We start from the raw sequence: 16,847 nt of genomic DNA, 5'->3' as shown, positions 1-16,847 counted from the left end.
TTACCCCCGCGAATCCGTCGGCGAGCCGCTGTGGTCGCCTTCAATAAAAGTTGCCACGATCAGAGTGATCGCGCCGACGACGATGGCCATATCGGCCACATTGAACGCCGGCCAGTGATAACCGGCCCAGTGGAAATCGAGAAAATCAATCACCCGGCCATGGGCGATGCGATCGATCAGGTTGCCGACCGCGCCGCCCAGCACTAGCCCCAGGGCGGTGACCGACCAGCGCGCCTGGCGCGGCAGCCGTGCCAGCCACCAGAGGATCAGCAACCCGATCACGACCGCCACGCCGGACAGGAACCAGCGCCCCCAGTCCCCTGCACCGGCCAGGAAACTGAACGCAGCGCCCGGGTTATAGACCAGGGAGAGATTGAAAAACGAGGTCACCTCGACCGGCGCGTACAGGGTCAGGGCATTCTCCGCCCACCACTTGGTGACCTGGTCCAGCAGCACAACCACGACCGCAATCAACAGCCCCGGTCGCAGACCCGATTGCGCCAGCCCCATCAGGCGAAGCGCCGGGTCTCGCCCGGGCCCTCCACGTTGGTTACACAGCGCCCGCACAACTCGGGGTGGGCGTCATGCTGGCCGACGTCCGGCCGGCGGTGCCAGCAGCGTACGCACTTGGCGTGTTCGCTCTTGTGGACGACCACGCCAATCGCGGTGCCATCCTCCAGCTCGGCGGTATGCGCCCCCTCGGGGGCGGCTCCGTCCACCAGCCGGGCCTCGGAGGTGATCAGCACAAAGCGCAGTTCGTCCTCCAGACGCGCGAGGCGCCCATGGGCGGCGGAACCCGCCGGCAGGTAGACCTCGATCGCGGCATTCAGCGAGGCCCCGATGCCGTGCTCGTTGCGCGCAATCTCCAGCGCGCGGGCGACATGCGTGCGCACCTCGAGGATGCCGTCCCAGTCCGCGCTGGAGAACTCGGCACCCTCTGGCAACGGGGCGAGGCCCTCGTACCAGGTGGCGAACAGCACGCTGTCCGGACGCTCGCCCGGCAGCAGCTGCCAGATCTCCTCGGCGGTGAAGGTGAGGATCGGGGCGACCCAGCGGGTCAGGGCCTCGGCCACGTGGTACAGCGCGGTCTGCGCGGAGCGCCGCGCGCGCGAGTCCGCCTGCGTGGTGTACTGGCGGTCCTTGATCACGTCCAGGTAGAACGACCCCAGCTCCACCGAGCAGAAGTTGTGCACGCGCTGGTAGATCTGGTGGAACAGGTAGTCGTCGTAGGCCTTCGTCACCTGCTCCTGCACCTGCAGGGCCCGCGCGACGATCCAGCGATCGAGCGGCAGTAGCTCGTCCAGCTCCAGTGCATGCTCGGCGGGATCGAAGCCGTTCAGGTTGCCCAGCAGGAAGCGCGTGGTGTTGCGGATACGGCGGTAGGCGTCGGCCGTGCGGTCGAGGATGTCCTTGGAGATCGCCATCTCGCCGGAGAAGTCGGTCGCGGCGACCCACAAGCGCAGGATGTCCGCGCCCAGGGTGGAGACGACCTCCTGCGGCGCGACCACATTGCCGCGCGACTTGGACATCTTCTCGCCCTTCTCGTCCACGGTGAAGCCGTGGGTGAGCACTGCCCGGTACGGGGCCTCGCCACGCATCGCGACACTGGTCAGCAGGCTCGACTGGAACCAGCCGCGGTGCTGATCCGAGCCCTCCAGGAACAGGTCCACCGGCAACCCGCCCAGTTCCGGGCGCTTCTCCACCACCGTGCTGTGCAGCACACCGGAGTCGAACCAGACATCCAGGGTGTCGTTCAGCTTGATGTAGTCATCGGCCTTGTCGCCCAGGAGCTCCTTCGGATCGAGCTGGAACCAGGCCTCGATACCCGCCTGTTCGATGCGCTGCGCCACCATCTCGATCAGTTCCGGGGTGTGCGGGTGGAGCCGTCCGGTCTCGCGGTGAACGAAAAACGGGATCGGCACACCCCAGTTGCGCTGGCGCGAGATGCACCAGTCCGGGCGGTTCACCACCATGCCGTGGATGCGGGCCTCGCCCCAGTTCGGCATCCATCGGGTCTCGGCGATCGCCTTCAGCGCGTCCGCGCGCAGCTCGGCGCGCTCCATGCTGATGAACCACTGCGGGGTGGCACGAAAGATGATCGGCGTCTTGTGCCGCCAGCAGTGCGGATAGCTGTGCTCGAACTTCACCGCCACGACCAGCGCGCCGTGCTCTTTCAGCACGTCAATCACATGGCCGTTCGCCTGGTGCACGTTCTCGCCGGCGAACAGCGGGGTATCCGGCAGGAAGCGGCCATCTGGACCGACCGGGTTGTGCACGGGCAGGCTGTACTTCAGGCCGACCGCGTAGTCCTCCTGGCCGTGTCCGGGGGCGGTGTGCACCGCGCCCGTACCCGTCTCGGTGGTTACGTGGTCACCCAGGATCAGCGGCACCTCGCGCTCCAGGAACGGGTGCTGCAGCATCAGGCCCTCCAGGGCCTGACCCTTGACCCGCGCGACCACGGCCCCCTCGCCCAGCGAGTAGCGCGCCAGGCAGTCCTCGACCAGGGCCTCGGCCAGCAACAGGCGCTCGTTGTCCAGCTGCACCAGCGCGTAGTCCAGCTCCGGGTGCAGGGCCACGGCCTGGTTGGCCGGCAGCGTCCAGGGCGTGGTGGTCCAGATGACCACACTGATCGGGCCGCGCGAGTCCTTGGCCCCCTCGAAACGGCGCAGGAAGTCGATGTCGTCGACCACGCGGAAGCGCACATCGATCGCCTGCGAGATCTTGTCCTCGTACTCCACCTCGGCCTCGGCCAGGGCCGAGCCGCAGTCCACGCACCAGTGCACCGGCTTCTCGCCCATCTGCACATGGCCGCGCTTGAAGATGCGACCCAGCGCGCGGACGGTGTCCGCCTCGACCTGGTAATCCATCGTCAGGTAGGGATGGTCCCAGTCGCCCAGCACGCCGAGGCGCTGGAAGTCCGTGCTCTGGCCGTCGACCTGCTCCTGCGCATACTCGCGGCAGGCCTTGCGGAAGGTCGCGGCGTCCACGTCGCGGCCGGCCTTGCCCAGATTCTGCTCGACCTTCAGCTCGATCGGCAGGCCGTGGCAGTCCCAGCCCGGCACGTAGGGGGCGTCGAAGCCCGACAGGGTGCGGCTCTTGACGATAATGTCTTTGAGGACCTTGTTGACCGCGTGACCGACATGGATCGAACCGTTCGCATAGGGCGGGCCATCGGCCAGCACGAAGCGGGGGCGCCCGGCGCAGTGCTCGCGCAGACGGTGGTAGCGATCCTCCGCCTTCCACGCCTCCAGCCACTCCGGCTCGCGCTGGGCGAGGCCGGCGCGCATCGGAAAGGCGGTCTCGGGCAGGTTGAGGGTGTCCTTGTAGGGATTCGGCGGTGCCGGTTTGCGTGCCATGATGTTTTCCGGATCGGCCCTGCGGGCCGGTTTCAGTCGTGTTCGGAGAGTTGCGCGCGGGCGGTCTCGACATCGAGTGCGATCTGCGCGCACAGGGCGTCCAGCCCCTCGAAGCGCTGTTCGCCGCGGACCCGCGCGATCGGTTCGAAGCACACGGCCTCGCCGTAGAGGTCGGGGCTGCCCTCAAGCACGTGCGCCTCCAGACGCTGCTCGGTGCCCGCCACCGTCGGACGCCAGCCAATATTGGCGACCGCCGGCAGGGCCTCGCCCGATGCACGGCGCAGCCAGCCGGAGTAGACCCCGCGCAGCGCCAGAGGCCAGGGCCCCATGCGCAGGTTCGCGGTGGGGAAACCGATCGTGCGGCCGCGCTTGTCGCCATGTGCGACCCGCCCGTGCAACCGGTAGGGCCGCCCCAGCAGTTCGGCCATGCGCGCGAAGTCGCCGTCCAGCGCCGCCGCGCGTACCCGGGTGCTGCTGATCCGGCCCTCGGCATCCGCGACCGTCGGGGTGCCCTCGACACTGAAGCCGAGGCGCTCGCCCTCGCGGCGCAGCAGGGCCTGGTCCCCCTCGCGGCCGCGGCCGAAGCGAAAGTCGTCCCCAACGAGTACATGCTGCGCGCCGAGGCGCTGGTGCAGCACCTCCTCGATGAAGGCGGTCGCCGACAGGCCGGCCAGTTTCGCATCGAAGCGCAGGATCCAGACGGCCTCGAGCGCGGTATCCCCCAGCGTGATCAGGCGGTCGCGCAGGCGCTGCAGGCGCCCGGGCGGGTCCGGGGCCTCGGGCCGGCTGCCGAAGTACTCGCGCGGCAGCGGCTCGAAGGTCATCAGGACTGACGGCGCCTGGCGATCCTGCGCCGCCTCGAGCAGGCGCCCCAGAACAGCCTGATGGCCACGATGCAGACCATCAAAGTTGCCAATGGTCACCACCGCGCCATGCAAGGCCGCTGCCGTGGAAGCCCTGCTGTCGGACGGCCCCAGGCCGCGAATCAGCCGCATCGCCCCGATCCCGAGCAAAACCGCAAGTATAACCCGCCAGGCAAAGTCCCGGCATCATTCGCTCGCCTCCCGTAACAGGAAGTGTCGGGGCCGAAGCCCTGCGGCCAGCAGCGTCAGGATCAGCGCGCCGGCCCCGGCGGTGATCAAGCCGGTCAGTGCGAACAGGCGCGTGCTCACCGTCCAGTCCGTCCACTGCCCGAATGATGGCGAGAGAACAGCCAGCACCAGGACCATCACCCCGAGCGCGACGGGCAGCCCCGCACGCAGACGCCTCAGCGCGGGCCCCGGCTGATAGATCCCCTCGCGGATCAACCCGCGATAGAGCAGACCCGCATTAATGTAGGCGGAGGCCGAGGTAGCCAGCGCCAGTCCGGCGTGCGCGCCCGGGATACCGGACAGGTACCAGGGCAGCACAAATGCACCGTTGAGGACGATGTTGGCGAGCATCGCGATGATCGCGATCTTCACCGGGGTCTTGGTGTCCTGGCGGGCGAAGAACCCCGGGGCGAGCACCTTGATCAGGATGAAGCCCGGCAGACCCAGCGCATACGCGGCCAGCGCCATCGCGGCCATGTAGGTGTCCCACTGGGTAAAGGCCTGATACTGGATCAAGGTGGCCAGGATCGGGACGGCGAGCACGATCAGGCCGACCATCGAGGGCAGGGCCACCAGCATGGCCAGGCGCAGCGCCCAGTCCAGCGTGCGCCCGAACGCGGCCGGATCGGCCTGGTTGTACTGCCGCGCCAGGCGCGGAAGGATCACGGTACCGATCGCGATGCCGAACAGCGCCAGCGGCAGCTCCACGAAGCGGTCGCCGAAATAGAGCCAGGAGATCGACCCGGCCACCAGGAACGAGGCCACCAGGGTGTCCACCAGCAGGTTGATCTGCACGACCGAGGTCCCGAGGATGGCCGGCAGCATCAACTTGACGATGCGCCGCACCCCCTCGTGTGCACGACGGAAACGCGGCCGCGGCAACAGCCCCGCGCGCAAAAGGAACGGGATCTGGAAGGCGAGCTGCAAGGCACCCGCGATGAACACGCCCCAGGCCAGCGCGACGATCGGCTCCGCGAACATCGGCGCCAGCCACAGTGCGGCGACAATCAGCGCCAGGTTCAGGAACACCGGGGTAAAGGCGGGGACCGCGAAGCGCCCGATGCTGTTCAGGATCCCCGCAGCCATCGCGGTCAGCGATATAAACAGCAGGTAGGGGAAGGTGATGCGCAGCATCTGCCCGGCGAGATCCTGGCGCCCCTCTTCCTGCGTGGCGAGCCCCGGGGCGAACACCCAGATGAGCAGCGGCGCGGCCAGGATGCCGATCAGCGTGACCACCGAAACCACAGCCATCAGCGTGCCGGCGGTGTGATCCAGCAGGTCGCGCAGGGCCTCGCGCCCGCGCTTCTCGCGAAACTCCGCGAACACCGGTACAAAGGCCTGGTTGAACGCGCCTTCCGCGAACAGCCGGCGCAGGAAGTTGGGGATGCGGAAGGCGACGAAGAAGGCGTCGGTCGCGGCCCCGGCGCCGAAGGTAACCGCCAGCACCATGTCGCGCAGATAGCCCATGATCCGCGAGATCATGGTCATGCCACTGACAACGGCGGTGGAGCGGAACAGGCGGTTCATCGCGGGCAGCGCGGGTCCATGCACAAAGGCCGGCAGTGTACTGCACATCGAATACGCCCGGCCGTGCGCAGCGTTCAAAAGGGCGTGCGCCGGCCCTGTTTGGGAGTTATTCGACGCCTCGCAATAACGGAAACGCAGACACAAAAAAGGCCGCCCGGAGGCGACCTTTCCTGGACGACCCGCGAGGGGTCGTCAGCCTTGGGAAGTGCGCCTTACAGGGCGGTCACTTCACCGGCGGCCAGGCCCTTGGCGGTTTCCTGGATTTCGAAGGAGACCTTCTGGCCTTCGGCCAGGGTCTTGAAACCCGAACCGCTGATCGCGGAGAAGTGCACAAACACGTCCTTGCCGCCATCATCGGGGGTGATGAAACCGAAACCCTTGCTCTCGTTGAACCACTTAACAACACCAGTATTCACAACTTGTAACCTCTTAAATGTAACTAACAAATGTGGTCGCGGGATGCTGCCAACAGATCAACGGGAGCACTGGTTCAGAAACTAGAAACTTCCTAGTGTTGCCGTTCATCCGCAGACCACGATCACGACTATACGCCTGCATTCCGGCAAAAGCCAACCACCCTCCGAGAAATTTACGTGACATTCAGGAGGTTCGGCTGGAATACCTCCTGCGAGGGAGACGCTGACTGAACCGCGCACGGCGTTGCGGCTACCTCAGTCCAGCTGCCGGATGTCCACAAAACTCCCGCGCGTCGTCTGGCGCAGGCGCGGCAGCACCGCCAGCACGGCCCCGGCGGCCTTCTCCGGCGTTGGCATGGTCTCGGTGCCACGCGCTGCCTTCAACCGCTGGAGCACCGGGAAGGCTTCGCGGTCGGCCTCATCGCATAGATAGTCCTGCATCGCGGTGTCGATCAGCCCGGGGGCCAGAGCGTTGATCGCGGTGTCCTCGGGAAACTCGTGGACGTACAACTGCATCATCATGTTCAGCGCGGCCTTGGACAGCGAGTAGCCGCTCCAGCCCGCGTGGCCCGACACCGAGGCCCCGGACGAGATTGCCACGATCTGCCCCACGCGCACGTTGCGACGCAGCAGGGCGTCCAGAATGATCTTGTTGGCGAACGTGTTCACATCCATCAGCAGGCGCAGCTCGTCCATCGAGGCGTCCTGCATGCGCTGCATATGGCCGAGCAACCCGGCGTTCAGGATCACCAGATCCAGCTCGTCGACCCCTTCGAGCAGACGCTCCATCGCAGCGGCGGTGGCATCGAAATCGGACAGATCCGCTCGCTCGTCAGCCGCCACACCCGATTCCGGACATCCCCTGCGGCTCATCCCGCGCACGCTCGCGCCGCGCTGCATCAGGACACGCGTCAGGCCAAGACCAAAACCACTGGAATTACCGGTGATCAGGGCGGATCGAATGGGGTTGGTCTCGTTCATGCTCCCGTCTCCTCGAATACGCTGCAGGGCAGTCCCGTGTGGATGCCGACGGGACCGAAAACGGCCCGAAGATTACCAGCAGTATTCGGCCTCGACGAGGTTGCCGCGGCCAACGTGCCGCACGCGGGTGCAGAGCCGGTGCACGAGATTCAGGCCGCGGCCCCACAGCCGCTCGGCCCCCGCGCCCTCGATCGCGGCGCGAACGGCCTCGTGGTCGAAGCCCGCACCGCTGTCGCGGACGCGGATACGCATGCAGTGGGCATCGCCCCGCCGACGATAATGCAGCGAAATCCCGATCCGGCCACGCGGGCAGGCCAGGCCCTCGCTGCGGGCACGGTAATAGGCCTCGAAGCCCTCCACGGTGGTCTTCATCGAGGAATCCAGGCCCAGCACACCATGCTCGAACGCGTTGTTGCACAACTCCGCGATCACCGTATGCAGGGCTTCGGCGTGTTCGCCCAGATCCGGGAACCAGTGCCGCAACTGGTTCCGGGCCTCCTGGGTCAGGTCGGCCCGAGCGAGCTGTGGACCGCCGAGCTCGAGCGACCAGCGCAGGTTTCCGGTGTTCTCGGCACCCGTTGTGACCGGGCTGTCGAGCAGAACCTCCGAGGTACAAGGGATGCAGACGAGGGTCATGTCGTCATCCGGCGTGGTGCCCTCGGCATGCCGTTGCACGACACCCCAGACGGTGTCGTATATCGAATCGGCGCGCTGGCCGCAGCAGGCCCGGTCGAGGGCCTCGTCACCCAGCGCCTCGCCCGCGGCATTCACCGCCTCGATCACCCCGTCGCTGCTGGCGATGATGGTGTCGTCCGGCCCGACAGCATGTTCCTCCGGCAGCAGCCCGCGCTCCAGACGCGGCAGGATCCCGAGCGGCATGGCCTGAGAGGCCACGTGGCGCACTTCCCGAGCGGAACAAATACGCACATCCGGCATGCCGCCATTCCAGATGCGCGCCTGGCGTCCATCCGGGCTGAAGCCGATCAGCACCGCCCCCATGAACATGGTCGGCGGCAGAAAGGTATGCAGGGTGTGGTTCAGCTGATGGATCAGCTCGGCGTCTGCGGCGCCCTCCCGGGTCAGGGTGTGAAAGGTCTCGCTGACCGGATAGGCGCCGATCGCGGCCGACAGCCCGTGGCCGGTGAAATCCCCGAGCAGGACGCGCAGACTGCCCTCCGGGGTGTAGTCCGACAGCACGACGTCACCGCTGAAGGTGGCCGCGGACAGGTGGCCAACCCCCAGGCGCTCGTGCCCGCGATTGCGGCGTGTAATGGCCCGCGAGAACAGGCTTTCGGCGGTCTCCTCTTCCCAGGCCTGACGCGCCGAAGCGCGTAGCAGCTGGTCGTTGCGGCTTCGCAGGTCGGCCTGCAGATCGCGCAGGCGCTCCATGGCGTGGATCTTGGCCTTGAGTACGGAAAGATTGAGTGGCTTGGCAAGAAAGTCGTCGCCCCCGGCGGCGATGGCCCGCAGCAGCGTGTGCTCGTCGTCCAGGGCCGTCAGGAAGATGACCGGGACAAACCGCCCGTCGCAGTCGGCCTTGATGCGGCGAGTCGCCTCCAGGCCATCCATCTCCGGCATCATCACGTCCATCAAGATCAGATCCGGTGGATCGTCCCGACAGATCGCGATGGCCTCGAGGCCATTCTCCGCCTCTACGGTGGTATAGCCGCAGCCTTCCAGCATCATGTGCAGCAGACGGCGATTGTGCTTGTCATCATCGACAACCAGCACGCGGCCCTCGCCGCTGAGGGGATCTTCAGCCGCCTCCTGCCGCGAGAATGCGTCGGAGGCGTACGTCACTGGATGGTGAACAGGCGGCCGAAGTTTGCGATATCCAGCACCTTGCGCACGCCCTCGGACGGGCCGGCAATCGTTACTTCGGCAAACTCGCCCCCGGCGTGTTCGCGCAGCAGGAGCAGCATTCCAAGGGCGGAGCTGTCCATATATTCCGTCTGCGAAAGGTCGACTACGTAGCGAATACCCGTGCCGGGCGTATTGCGATAGGCCGCGCGGAATTCCTGATGGGACTCGAAATCGAAACGGCCGCGGACGCGAATGCGAACTTCCTTGCCGTCGGCGCTGGAGTGGGATTCGATACTCATGCGTTCCTCGCTGTTTGTTGTCGGGGAATGGGTCTTCGACGGTTCAGAACAGTTCCACCTCGCCGGCACTCAGCCCCTCCTGGCTGACCGCGCGGTGATGCGTATTCTGCCGCTCCTCGCGCCACGCCCGCACCCGCCCGGCCATCGCATGGGCATCGTCGGTAGCATGCGCCTCCTGCAGGATGCCCTGCAGCTCGTGCAGGTGAGCGAGGGCATCCTCGGCCGTGCCGAGGGACTGCCGGGCGATATCCTCGAACTGCAGTGAGCGCACGGCGGTGGCCACCGCCTGGTGCATGCGCTCGCTGAGTTCCGCCTCTTCCTGCATGCGCATGTCCAGTTCGTCGGTGGCGCGCTGCACGTAGCCGAACAGCTCCTGGATGCGCTCCTTCTCCTCCAGGCTCTGGTTCATGTCGCGCGAGGCCATGTCGTGCACGGTGCCCGTGACCTTGGCGATCGCCTCACGGGCGGCATCGATCTGGCCGCGAATGTCCTCGTGGAAGGTCGCCGAACGCTGCGACAGGGCGCGCACCTCGTCGGCGACGACGGAAAACCCGCGCCCGGCCTCGCCGGCCCGCGCCGCCTCGATGCTGGCATTCAGCGCGAGCAGATTGGTCTGGCCGGCGATCGCCCCGGCCGAGTCGAGCAGCTTGAACACCCCGTCCATGTGCTGGCCCATGTCTTCCATGTGGTGCGCACTCTCGACACTCTGGCGCGAGATCTCCACCAGGGTGTCAATGAACATCTGCAGGGTCTCGTCGGAGCGCCGCGTAAGCTCCGCGATGATCTGGGTCTGGCTCATGCCTTCGTCGCCACCTTCCGCCTGCAGGTTGCTGTTCATCAGCTGCATCTGGCGCTCGGTGATCTGGTGCATGCTGGCAAAACTGTCGTTGAGGTCCCCGACCGCATCCGCGATCAGTCCCTTTTGTCGCGTCAGTTCTTCTTCCAGCTGCCCGAGCTCGAACTGCATGGCCTGATCGAGCTCCTCCGAGAATTCGGCGCCCCCGGTCACGCGGGGAGCATGGGAGTCAGTCCCCGATGGTTCACCGGAAGTCGCGGCCTCGCGCAGGCCAAAGCCAACGACGAGGAGCCCAGCCAGCACCAGGGGCAGCACCATCAGCGCGGCCTGGCCAGGATGTCCGCTGGCCGCGATCGCGAGGGCCAGAAGGAACAATACGCCGACCAGGGCCAACGCCAGCCCCCGCAGCGTGCCACTACGCACAATCCAGTCCTTGAGAGTTTGCATGACGACCTCCTGTTCAGATGCCCGTTCGGGCGGATTCGCGGTGGTCGCGGATCAGGGCGGCGGCGATACGGTTCAGTGGCAATACCTGCACGGCTGCATCCCGCTTCACGGCCTCCCCGGGCATGCCCCAGACGAGGCTGGTGGCCTCGTCCTGGGCAACGGTGTGGGCGCCCGCCTCGCGCAGGGCCAGCAGACCCTCGGCGCCATCATCCCCCATTCCGGTCAGCAGGGCGGCGACCACGTTGGCCCCCGCCTGTTCGGCGGCCGAGCGGAACAGCACATCCACACTCGGCCGGTGCCGGTTGACCGGCGCCGAGGTGTCGAGGCGGCAGACATAGCGGGCACCGTCGCGAGCAAGGCGCAGATGGTAGTCGGTGCCCGGGGCGACATAGGCGTGACCGGACATCACGACATCGCCATCGGCGGCCTCCTTCACGCTGAGCGCGGTGTTGCGGTCCATGCGCTCGGCGAAGGCCTTGCTGAAGCCCGCCGGGATATGCTGGGTAATCAGGATGCCGGGGGCGTCCGGCGGCAGCGCGGTCAGGACCTCGCGCAGGGCCTCGGTGCCCCCGGTAGAGGCCCCCAGCACGATGACCCGATCCGTGGTCTTCAGGCGACCGCCCACGGCGGCCAGCCGCTGCGGGGCTGGCGTGGCGGCACTGCGGGCCTGCAGGCGCATCCGCGCGGCCGCGCGCACCTTCTCGGCCAGCACGTCGCTGTAGGCCTGCAGCTCGTGCGACACATCGACCTTCGGCTTGGTGACAAAGTCCACCGCGCCAATCTCCAGCGCCTCCAGGGTCACCTCGGCCCCGGCCTCGGTCAGCGAGGAGACCATCACCACCGGCATCGGGCGCAAGCGCATCAGGTTGCGCAGGAAGGTGATGCCATCCATCTTCGGCATCTCTACGTCCAGGGTCAGCACGTCCGGTTCCAGCTGCTTGATCTTCTCGCGGGCATCATAGGGGTCAGTCGCGGCACCCACGACCTCGATCCCGTCCTGCGCGCCGAGGATCTCGGTCAGCAGCTTGCGGATCAGGGCCGAGTCATCGACGACCAGGACGCGAACGGGCTTGGCAGTGGCGGGCATCTAGAACAGCTCCACGTCGCCCCGCAGGGGATCGTCCTGCAGCCGGCGGCGGTAGTCCTGCTCGCGCTCGAGCAGGGTGTTGTTGTGCAGGGACACGAGCTTCTTGATGCGCACGCGCCCGGTGGCGGGGAAGAACACGACCTTGCGCGGCCAGTGTCCGCCGACGTCCTCGGCGACCAGGTCCAGGTTCTCCTCGCGCAGGAAGCGGCGCAGGAAGGTGATGTTGCCGGCGCCGACATCGGTCATCCCGGCCATTACGCGGCCGCCGCCGAACATCTTTACGCGCAGGTCGCTTCGCTCCGCGCCCAGCTTCAGCAGTTCGTTGATCAGGAACTCCATCGCATGGGTGCCGTAGCGCGTGGCATTGGAGACCGCCGGTCCCCAACCGCTGTCACGGGCGCCGTCCGGCAGCATGAAGTGGTTCATGCCGCCAACGCCGGCCGTGGGCGACCACACGCAGGCGGACACGCAGGAGCCCAGCACCGTGGTGATCAGTTCGGTCGGCGAGACCGATACGTAGCACTCCCCCGGCAGCAGCTTCGCGGCCGGGCAGGCGTGCACCCGGTCCCAGTAGCGGTTGATGTGCGCGAAGGCCCCATCGTGCAGCTGCGGCAGGGCGGACATCAGGCCGCTCTCCGGTACAGCGTCTGCTCCAGCAGCCGGAAGTCCTCGGTCACGCGGAACAGCGACTCGGAATGCCCGATGAACAGGTAGCCCTCCGGGCGCAGCAGGCGCGCAAAGCGTTCCACCAGCTGCTTCTGCGTCGGCTTGTCGAAATAGATCAGCGTGTTGCGGCAGAAGATCACGTCCAGCGGGCCCTTCATGGGCCACGGGTCGAACAGGTTCAGCTGGCGGAAGTTCAGCATGGCGCGCAGCTCGTCGCGGATCTTGACCCGGCCCTCGTTGGCGCCGGTCCCGCGCAGCAGCCAGCGCTTCTGGCGCGCCTGCGGGATGCCGGTGACGCGCTTGGCGTCATACACCCCGGCATCGGCATGGGCGACCACGCGCGAGTCGATATCGGTGGCGAGGATGCGCACATCCTCCGGCGACGGCAGGGCCTCGGCCAGCGTCATCGCGATGGAGTAGGGCTCCTCGCCGGTGGAGCATCCGGCCGACCAGACCTTAAGCGGGCCGGTCGGGTTAGCCCGCCGGAGCTCCTCCAGCACCGGACCGCCCAGCATCTCGAAGTGGTGCGGTTCGCGGAAGAACGCGGTCAGGTTGGTCGTCAGCGCATTGATGAACTCCTCCAGCTCGCCCTCGTCGCCGCCCTCGACCCGGTCCAGGTAGGTGTCGAAGGCATCCAGGCCGAGCACGCGCAGCCGCCGCGAGAGCCGGCTGAAGACCAGCTCCTTCTTGCTCTCGTTGAGCATGATCCCGGTGCGTTCCTGCGTCAGGCGCGCCACGCGCCGGAAGTCGCGTTCGCTCAGGCGATCGGAGGCGGCCATCTAGCATCGAGCCCCCATCCTCAGAACTCCTCCCATTCTTCGGAGGCCTCCTGGCGCGACGGGGCCGGGGTCGGGCGCTTGCTGCCGGCGTTGCCACTGGCAGAGGCCGGCCGCTTCAGCGCAGAGGCGCCGCTCTGGGCGCGGGCGCCCGCCGGGGCCGAACGGGCACTCGGTTGCCTCATTGCCTGCCCGGCGGCCGCGGCCTGCTCGCCCTTGAAGAAGCTCATCAGGTCCAGCAGCTCGCGCGACTGGTCGTCCAGCGATTCGCTGGCGGCCGCGGCCTCCTCGACCAGGGCGGCGTTCTGCTGGGTGACCTCGTCGAGCTGGGTCACGGCCTTGTTGATCTCGTCGAGGCCGGTGGACTGCTCCTCGCTGGCCGCGGCGATCTCGGCGATGATGTCGGAAACCTTCTTCACCGAGTCGACGATGTCCTCCAGGGCCTTGCCGGAGTTGTCGACCAGCTTGCTGCCCTCGCCGATGCGCTCCACCGAGTCGTTGATCAGGGTCTTGATCTCCTTGGCGGCCTGAGCGCTGCGCTGCGCCAGGTTGCGTACCTCGGTGGCGACCACCGCGAAGCCGCGGCCCTGTTCGCCGGCCCGCGCCGCCTCGACCGCCGCGTTCAGTGCCAGCAGGTTGGTCTGGAACGCGATCTCGTCGATCACGCCGATGATGTCGGCGATCTTCTTCGAGGACTGGTTGATCTCGCCCATCGCGGTCACGGCCTTGTCGACCACCTCGCCGCCTTCCTGGGCCTTGTCGCGGGCGGCGCTGGCGAGCTGATTGGCTTGCTTTGCGTTGTCCGCGTTGGACTTGACCGTGGAGGTCATCTCTTCCATTGACGAGGCGGTCTCCTCCAGCGAGGAGGCCTGTTCCTCGGTGCGCTGGGACAGGTCGGTATTGCCCTGGGCGATCTCGGCCGAGGCCGAGCGCACGTTGCCGGCGCCCTCGAGGATCTGCCCGACCAGCTGGTCGAGGTTCTCCAGCGAGGTGTGGATGGCGTCGCGGAACTCGGCGAATTCGCCCCGGAACTCGCCCTGCATGCGCACGCTCAGATCACCCTCGGCCATGGCCTGCATCACCCGCGAGCCCTCGCGCACCGGCGGGACGACGGCGTCGAGCAGCTCGTTCAGGCTCTCGGCGATACTTTGGGTGAATCCGCTGTAGCGCTCGGTCTCCAGGCGTTCGCCCAGATTGCCGCTCGCCGCGTCGCGGATCAGGGCATCGATCTCGGCCTCGGCGGTCCGCATCTCCGTGACATCCCGCCACTCCAGCATGTTGCCGGCATAATTGCCTTCGTCGTCGATGATCGCGGTCGCGTTAATCCAGAAACGCAGGTCGCCCAGGCTGATTTCGGTTTCGTACGGCAGCCTGGACGGGTCCTTCAGGATCGAATGCTGATGCGACGGAACCGAGTGAAACTGGTCGATGGACTGACCGACCAGGTTGTGGGGGTTGAAGCCCGGGAAGGCCTGGGTGAAGGCCGCAAGATGCTTCTGGAACATGGCCGTCAGCGATGTGTTGGCGAAGGTGATGGTCATGTTCTCGTCGCACATCATGAGCGGGGTGGTCGCGCCATCAATCGCGGCCTTGAAGCGTGCGCGCTCGCGCTCCAGCGTGTTGACCTCGGTGATGTCCTGCCACTCGACCATGTTGCCGATAATCTGACCGCTGTCGTCCGTGACGCCGGAGGCCAGCAGCCTGAACTCGATGCCGCCGACCTCGATCTCCGCGGTGTAAGGCAGCATGGCGGGGTTGCTCAGGATCACGCGCTGGTGCGACGGATCCTTGTGGAACTGGTCGATGGACTGGCCGATCAGGTTTTCCGGATCGAAGTTCGGAAATACCCGGCGGATTGCATCGCGCCGCTCGCGCAGGAAGGACAGCACGGACGGGTTGGCATAGATGATGTTCATGTCCGCGTCGCACATCATCACGGCCATCTTCGAGCCTTCGCAGGCGGCCTGCATGAAGCGGTTGTCCATCAGTTCGTCCGGGGCAGTGCCGGCAACGTTCGGTTTCGGATTGGCGGCCATTGCTGTGTCCTCGCTTGGCGTGTTCGTCTGTCGCGCAGCCGGTTTCCGGCGGCGCGTGGATTGGCGTGTCTTCTGTGTCGGAACCGGTTCCGGGCCGGGTTCGGGCGCGGCAGTCGCGACCTCGGTGGCGCTGTCGTCGGGACTCGCGTCGGACGCTGAGGCAGCGGTGTCCATCCAGCCCAGCGGGTCGGTGCCCAGCTTGTTGCGCTTGCGTGTGGTCATGGTCCGTTCTCCCCGGCTCAGGCGTGTGCCGCCGGTGGGCGGGTCGTCGGTTGTGCCCCGGCCGCGACCAGGTCGGCGGCCAGCTGCTGGAAATCCCTGGCCGCGCGATGGCGCGGCTGGTACTCGAAGATCGTCTGCCCGAAGCTCGGGCTCTCGGCCAGCACCACCGTTTCGCGGATGGTGGTGGGCAGCAGGGCAGCGGCGAAGTGTTCGCGTATGCGCTCGCGCACCTCGCGGGCGTGACGGCGCTGCTCGACAAAGCGCGACAGCACGATCCACTTGGTGCGCGCCCGGCCCAGGCGCTGTTCGATGCCCTGCAGGATGCGCATCAGCCGCGACAGCCCGTTCAAGGCCAGGAAGTCGCCGGCGACCGGGATCAGCAATTCGTCGGCGGCAATGATCGCGTTCATCCCCAGCAACCCGGCCGAGGGCGGGCAGTCGATCAATACGAAATCGAACGGTTCCGGCAAATCGTCGAGCGCACGCTTGAGGCGCCAGCCCCGCTCGGCCCCTCCCGCGTGCAGGTTTTCCACCTCCTGCAGCTGCTCCCCGGCGGCGACGATCTGCAGGCCGTTGCCGGCCTCGCTGAAAGCGTCCGCCAGGCGCGCCCCGCCGTGCAGGACGCGGTCCAGCCCGGCGGGGTCCTCCAGGCCGAAGGCCATGGACAGGTGACCCTGCGGATCGGCGTCGATCGCCAGCACGCGATACCCGGCCAGCGCCAGGGCATGCGACAGGTTCAGGGTCACGGTCGTCTTGCCGACCCCGCCCTTCTGGTTGATCACCGCGATCGTCCGCATCGTCCTTGTCGGGCCGGCCTCAGGCCGTAGCCCCCGCTTCGATGGCATCGGCGCTGGCGATCAGGCCGGCGCCGAGCAGGGTGTCGATATCCAGCATCAGGATCATCTTTTCGTCCAGCGTCGCCAGGCCACGCACGAAGTCGACTCCGATACGGGTGTTGAAGTCCGGCGCCGGCTGCAGGTCCTCGGCGCCGACGTTGTAGACCTCGGAGACGGCGTCGACCACCACCCCCATCACGCGCTCGCGTTCCTCGTTGATCGCGCGCAGCATGATCACCACGGTGGTGGGACCGTAGTCCAGCGGTTCCATGCCGAAACGCAGGCGCAGGTCGATGATCGGAACGATCATTCCGCGCACGTTGATCACGCCACGGATGTAGTCGGGCGTGTTCGGCAGGGGTGTGGGGCGTTCCCAGCCCTTGATCTCCTGCACCCGCAGGATGTCCACGCCGTATTCCTCCTCGGCGAGGATGAAGGTCAGGTACTGGTCTTCGCCGGCCGTGGCCGGGTCGTGGATGGACTGGGTTGCGTCGTTCGCCATGATGCT

The 16,847-nt window shown here is 67.0% G+C and carries 15 protein-coding genes; all 15 read right to left on the bottom strand.

Annotated features, from left to right (window positions below):
• The 15 genes from lspA to G015_RS0102370 all read right to left on the bottom strand — a co-directional run bounded on the left by lspA (position 1) and on the right by G015_RS0102370 (position 16,841).
• Positions 1-510, bottom strand: a complete 510-nt coding sequence (lspA, locus tag G015_RS0102440; RefSeq protein WP_018993333.1) for a signal peptidase II — start codon at positions 508-510, stop codon at positions 1-3.
• Positions 510-3,356: an isoleucine--tRNA ligase gene (ileS, locus tag G015_RS0102435; RefSeq protein ID WP_018139550.1), complete on the bottom strand. Its 2,847-nt coding sequence runs from the start codon at positions 3,354-3,356 to the stop codon at positions 510-512. The genes lspA and ileS overlap by 1 nt, the downstream gene beginning before the upstream one ends.
• Before the next feature lie 32 nt (positions 3,357-3,388).
• The gene (locus G015_RS0102430) at positions 3,389-4,351 is read right to left on the bottom strand and encodes a bifunctional riboflavin kinase/FAD synthetase (protein WP_020146095.1); all 963 of its coding nucleotides are present in this window, start codon (positions 4,349-4,351) and stop codon (positions 3,389-3,391) included.
• Positions 4,352-4,405: 54 nt separating this feature from the next.
• On the bottom strand, positions 4,406-5,974 hold the full coding sequence (murJ, locus tag G015_RS0102425) for a murein biosynthesis integral membrane protein MurJ (RefSeq protein WP_018139552.1): 1,569 nt from the start codon (positions 5,972-5,974) through the stop codon (positions 4,406-4,408).
• 212 nt (positions 5,975-6,186) lie between these two features.
• Positions 6,187-6,390 (bottom strand): cold-shock protein, encoded by a 204-nt coding sequence (locus tag G015_RS0102420; RefSeq protein ID WP_012983920.1) that lies wholly within the window; start codon positions 6,388-6,390, stop codon positions 6,187-6,189.
• Between the two features lie 255 nt (positions 6,391-6,645).
• Positions 6,646-7,371 (bottom strand): SDR family NAD(P)-dependent oxidoreductase, encoded by a 726-nt coding sequence (locus G015_RS0102415; protein WP_020146094.1) that lies wholly within the window; start codon positions 7,369-7,371, stop codon positions 6,646-6,648.
• Positions 7,372-7,443: 72 nt separating this feature from the next.
• Complete coding sequence (locus G015_RS0102410; protein WP_018993336.1) at positions 7,444-9,171, bottom strand: SpoIIE family protein phosphatase; 1,728 nt, start codon at positions 9,169-9,171, stop codon at positions 7,444-7,446.
• Positions 9,168-9,473, bottom strand: coding sequence for an STAS domain-containing protein (locus tag G015_RS0102405; RefSeq protein WP_018139555.1), 306 nt, complete (start codon positions 9,471-9,473; stop codon positions 9,168-9,170). The genes G015_RS0102410 and G015_RS0102405 overlap by 4 nt, the downstream gene beginning before the upstream one ends.
• Before the next feature lie 43 nt (positions 9,474-9,516).
• Positions 9,517-10,716, bottom strand: a complete 1,200-nt coding sequence (locus G015_RS0102400; RefSeq protein ID WP_018139556.1) for a methyl-accepting chemotaxis protein — start codon at positions 10,714-10,716, stop codon at positions 9,517-9,519.
• Positions 10,717-10,729: 13 nt separating this feature from the next.
• Entirely contained in the window at positions 10,730-11,803 is a 1,074-nt protein-coding gene (locus G015_RS0102395) for a chemotaxis response regulator protein-glutamate methylesterase (RefSeq protein ID WP_018139557.1), read from the bottom strand.
• Positions 11,804-12,427 carry a chemoreceptor glutamine deamidase CheD gene (gene cheD, locus G015_RS0102390; RefSeq protein ID WP_020146093.1) on the bottom strand — a complete coding sequence of 208 codons (624 nt, stop codon included), beginning with the start codon at positions 12,425-12,427 and terminating at the stop codon, positions 11,804-11,806. It lies immediately after the preceding gene.
• Positions 12,427-13,248, bottom strand: coding sequence for a protein-glutamate O-methyltransferase CheR (locus G015_RS0102385; protein WP_018139559.1), 822 nt, complete (start codon positions 13,246-13,248; stop codon positions 12,427-12,429). Before G015_RS0102385 ends, cheD begins: the two co-directional genes overlap by 1 nt.
• Before the next feature lie 20 nt (positions 13,249-13,268).
• The gene (locus G015_RS0102380) at positions 13,269-15,503 is read right to left on the bottom strand and encodes a methyl-accepting chemotaxis protein (RefSeq protein ID WP_018139560.1); all 2,235 of its coding nucleotides are present in this window, start codon (positions 15,501-15,503) and stop codon (positions 13,269-13,271) included.
• 17 nt (positions 15,504-15,520) lie between these two features.
• On the bottom strand, positions 15,521-16,300 hold the full coding sequence (locus G015_RS0102375) for a ParA family protein (protein ID WP_020146092.1): 780 nt from the start codon (positions 16,298-16,300) through the stop codon (positions 15,521-15,523).
• A gap of 19 nt (positions 16,301-16,319) precedes the next feature.
• Positions 16,320-16,841 carry a chemotaxis protein CheW gene (locus G015_RS0102370; protein WP_020146091.1) on the bottom strand — a complete coding sequence of 174 codons (522 nt, stop codon included), beginning with the start codon at positions 16,839-16,841 and terminating at the stop codon, positions 16,320-16,322.
• Between the last annotated feature and the right edge of the window lie 6 nt (positions 16,842-16,847).

The sequence above is a fragment of the Thioalkalivibrio sp. ALJ15 genome, assembly GCF_000383695.1.
Classification (GTDB): Bacteria; Pseudomonadota; Gammaproteobacteria; order Ectothiorhodospirales; family Ectothiorhodospiraceae; genus Thioalkalivibrio.
Note: the sequence above shows the minus strand (reverse complement) of the source record. Positions and strands in the feature narration are given on the sequence as shown.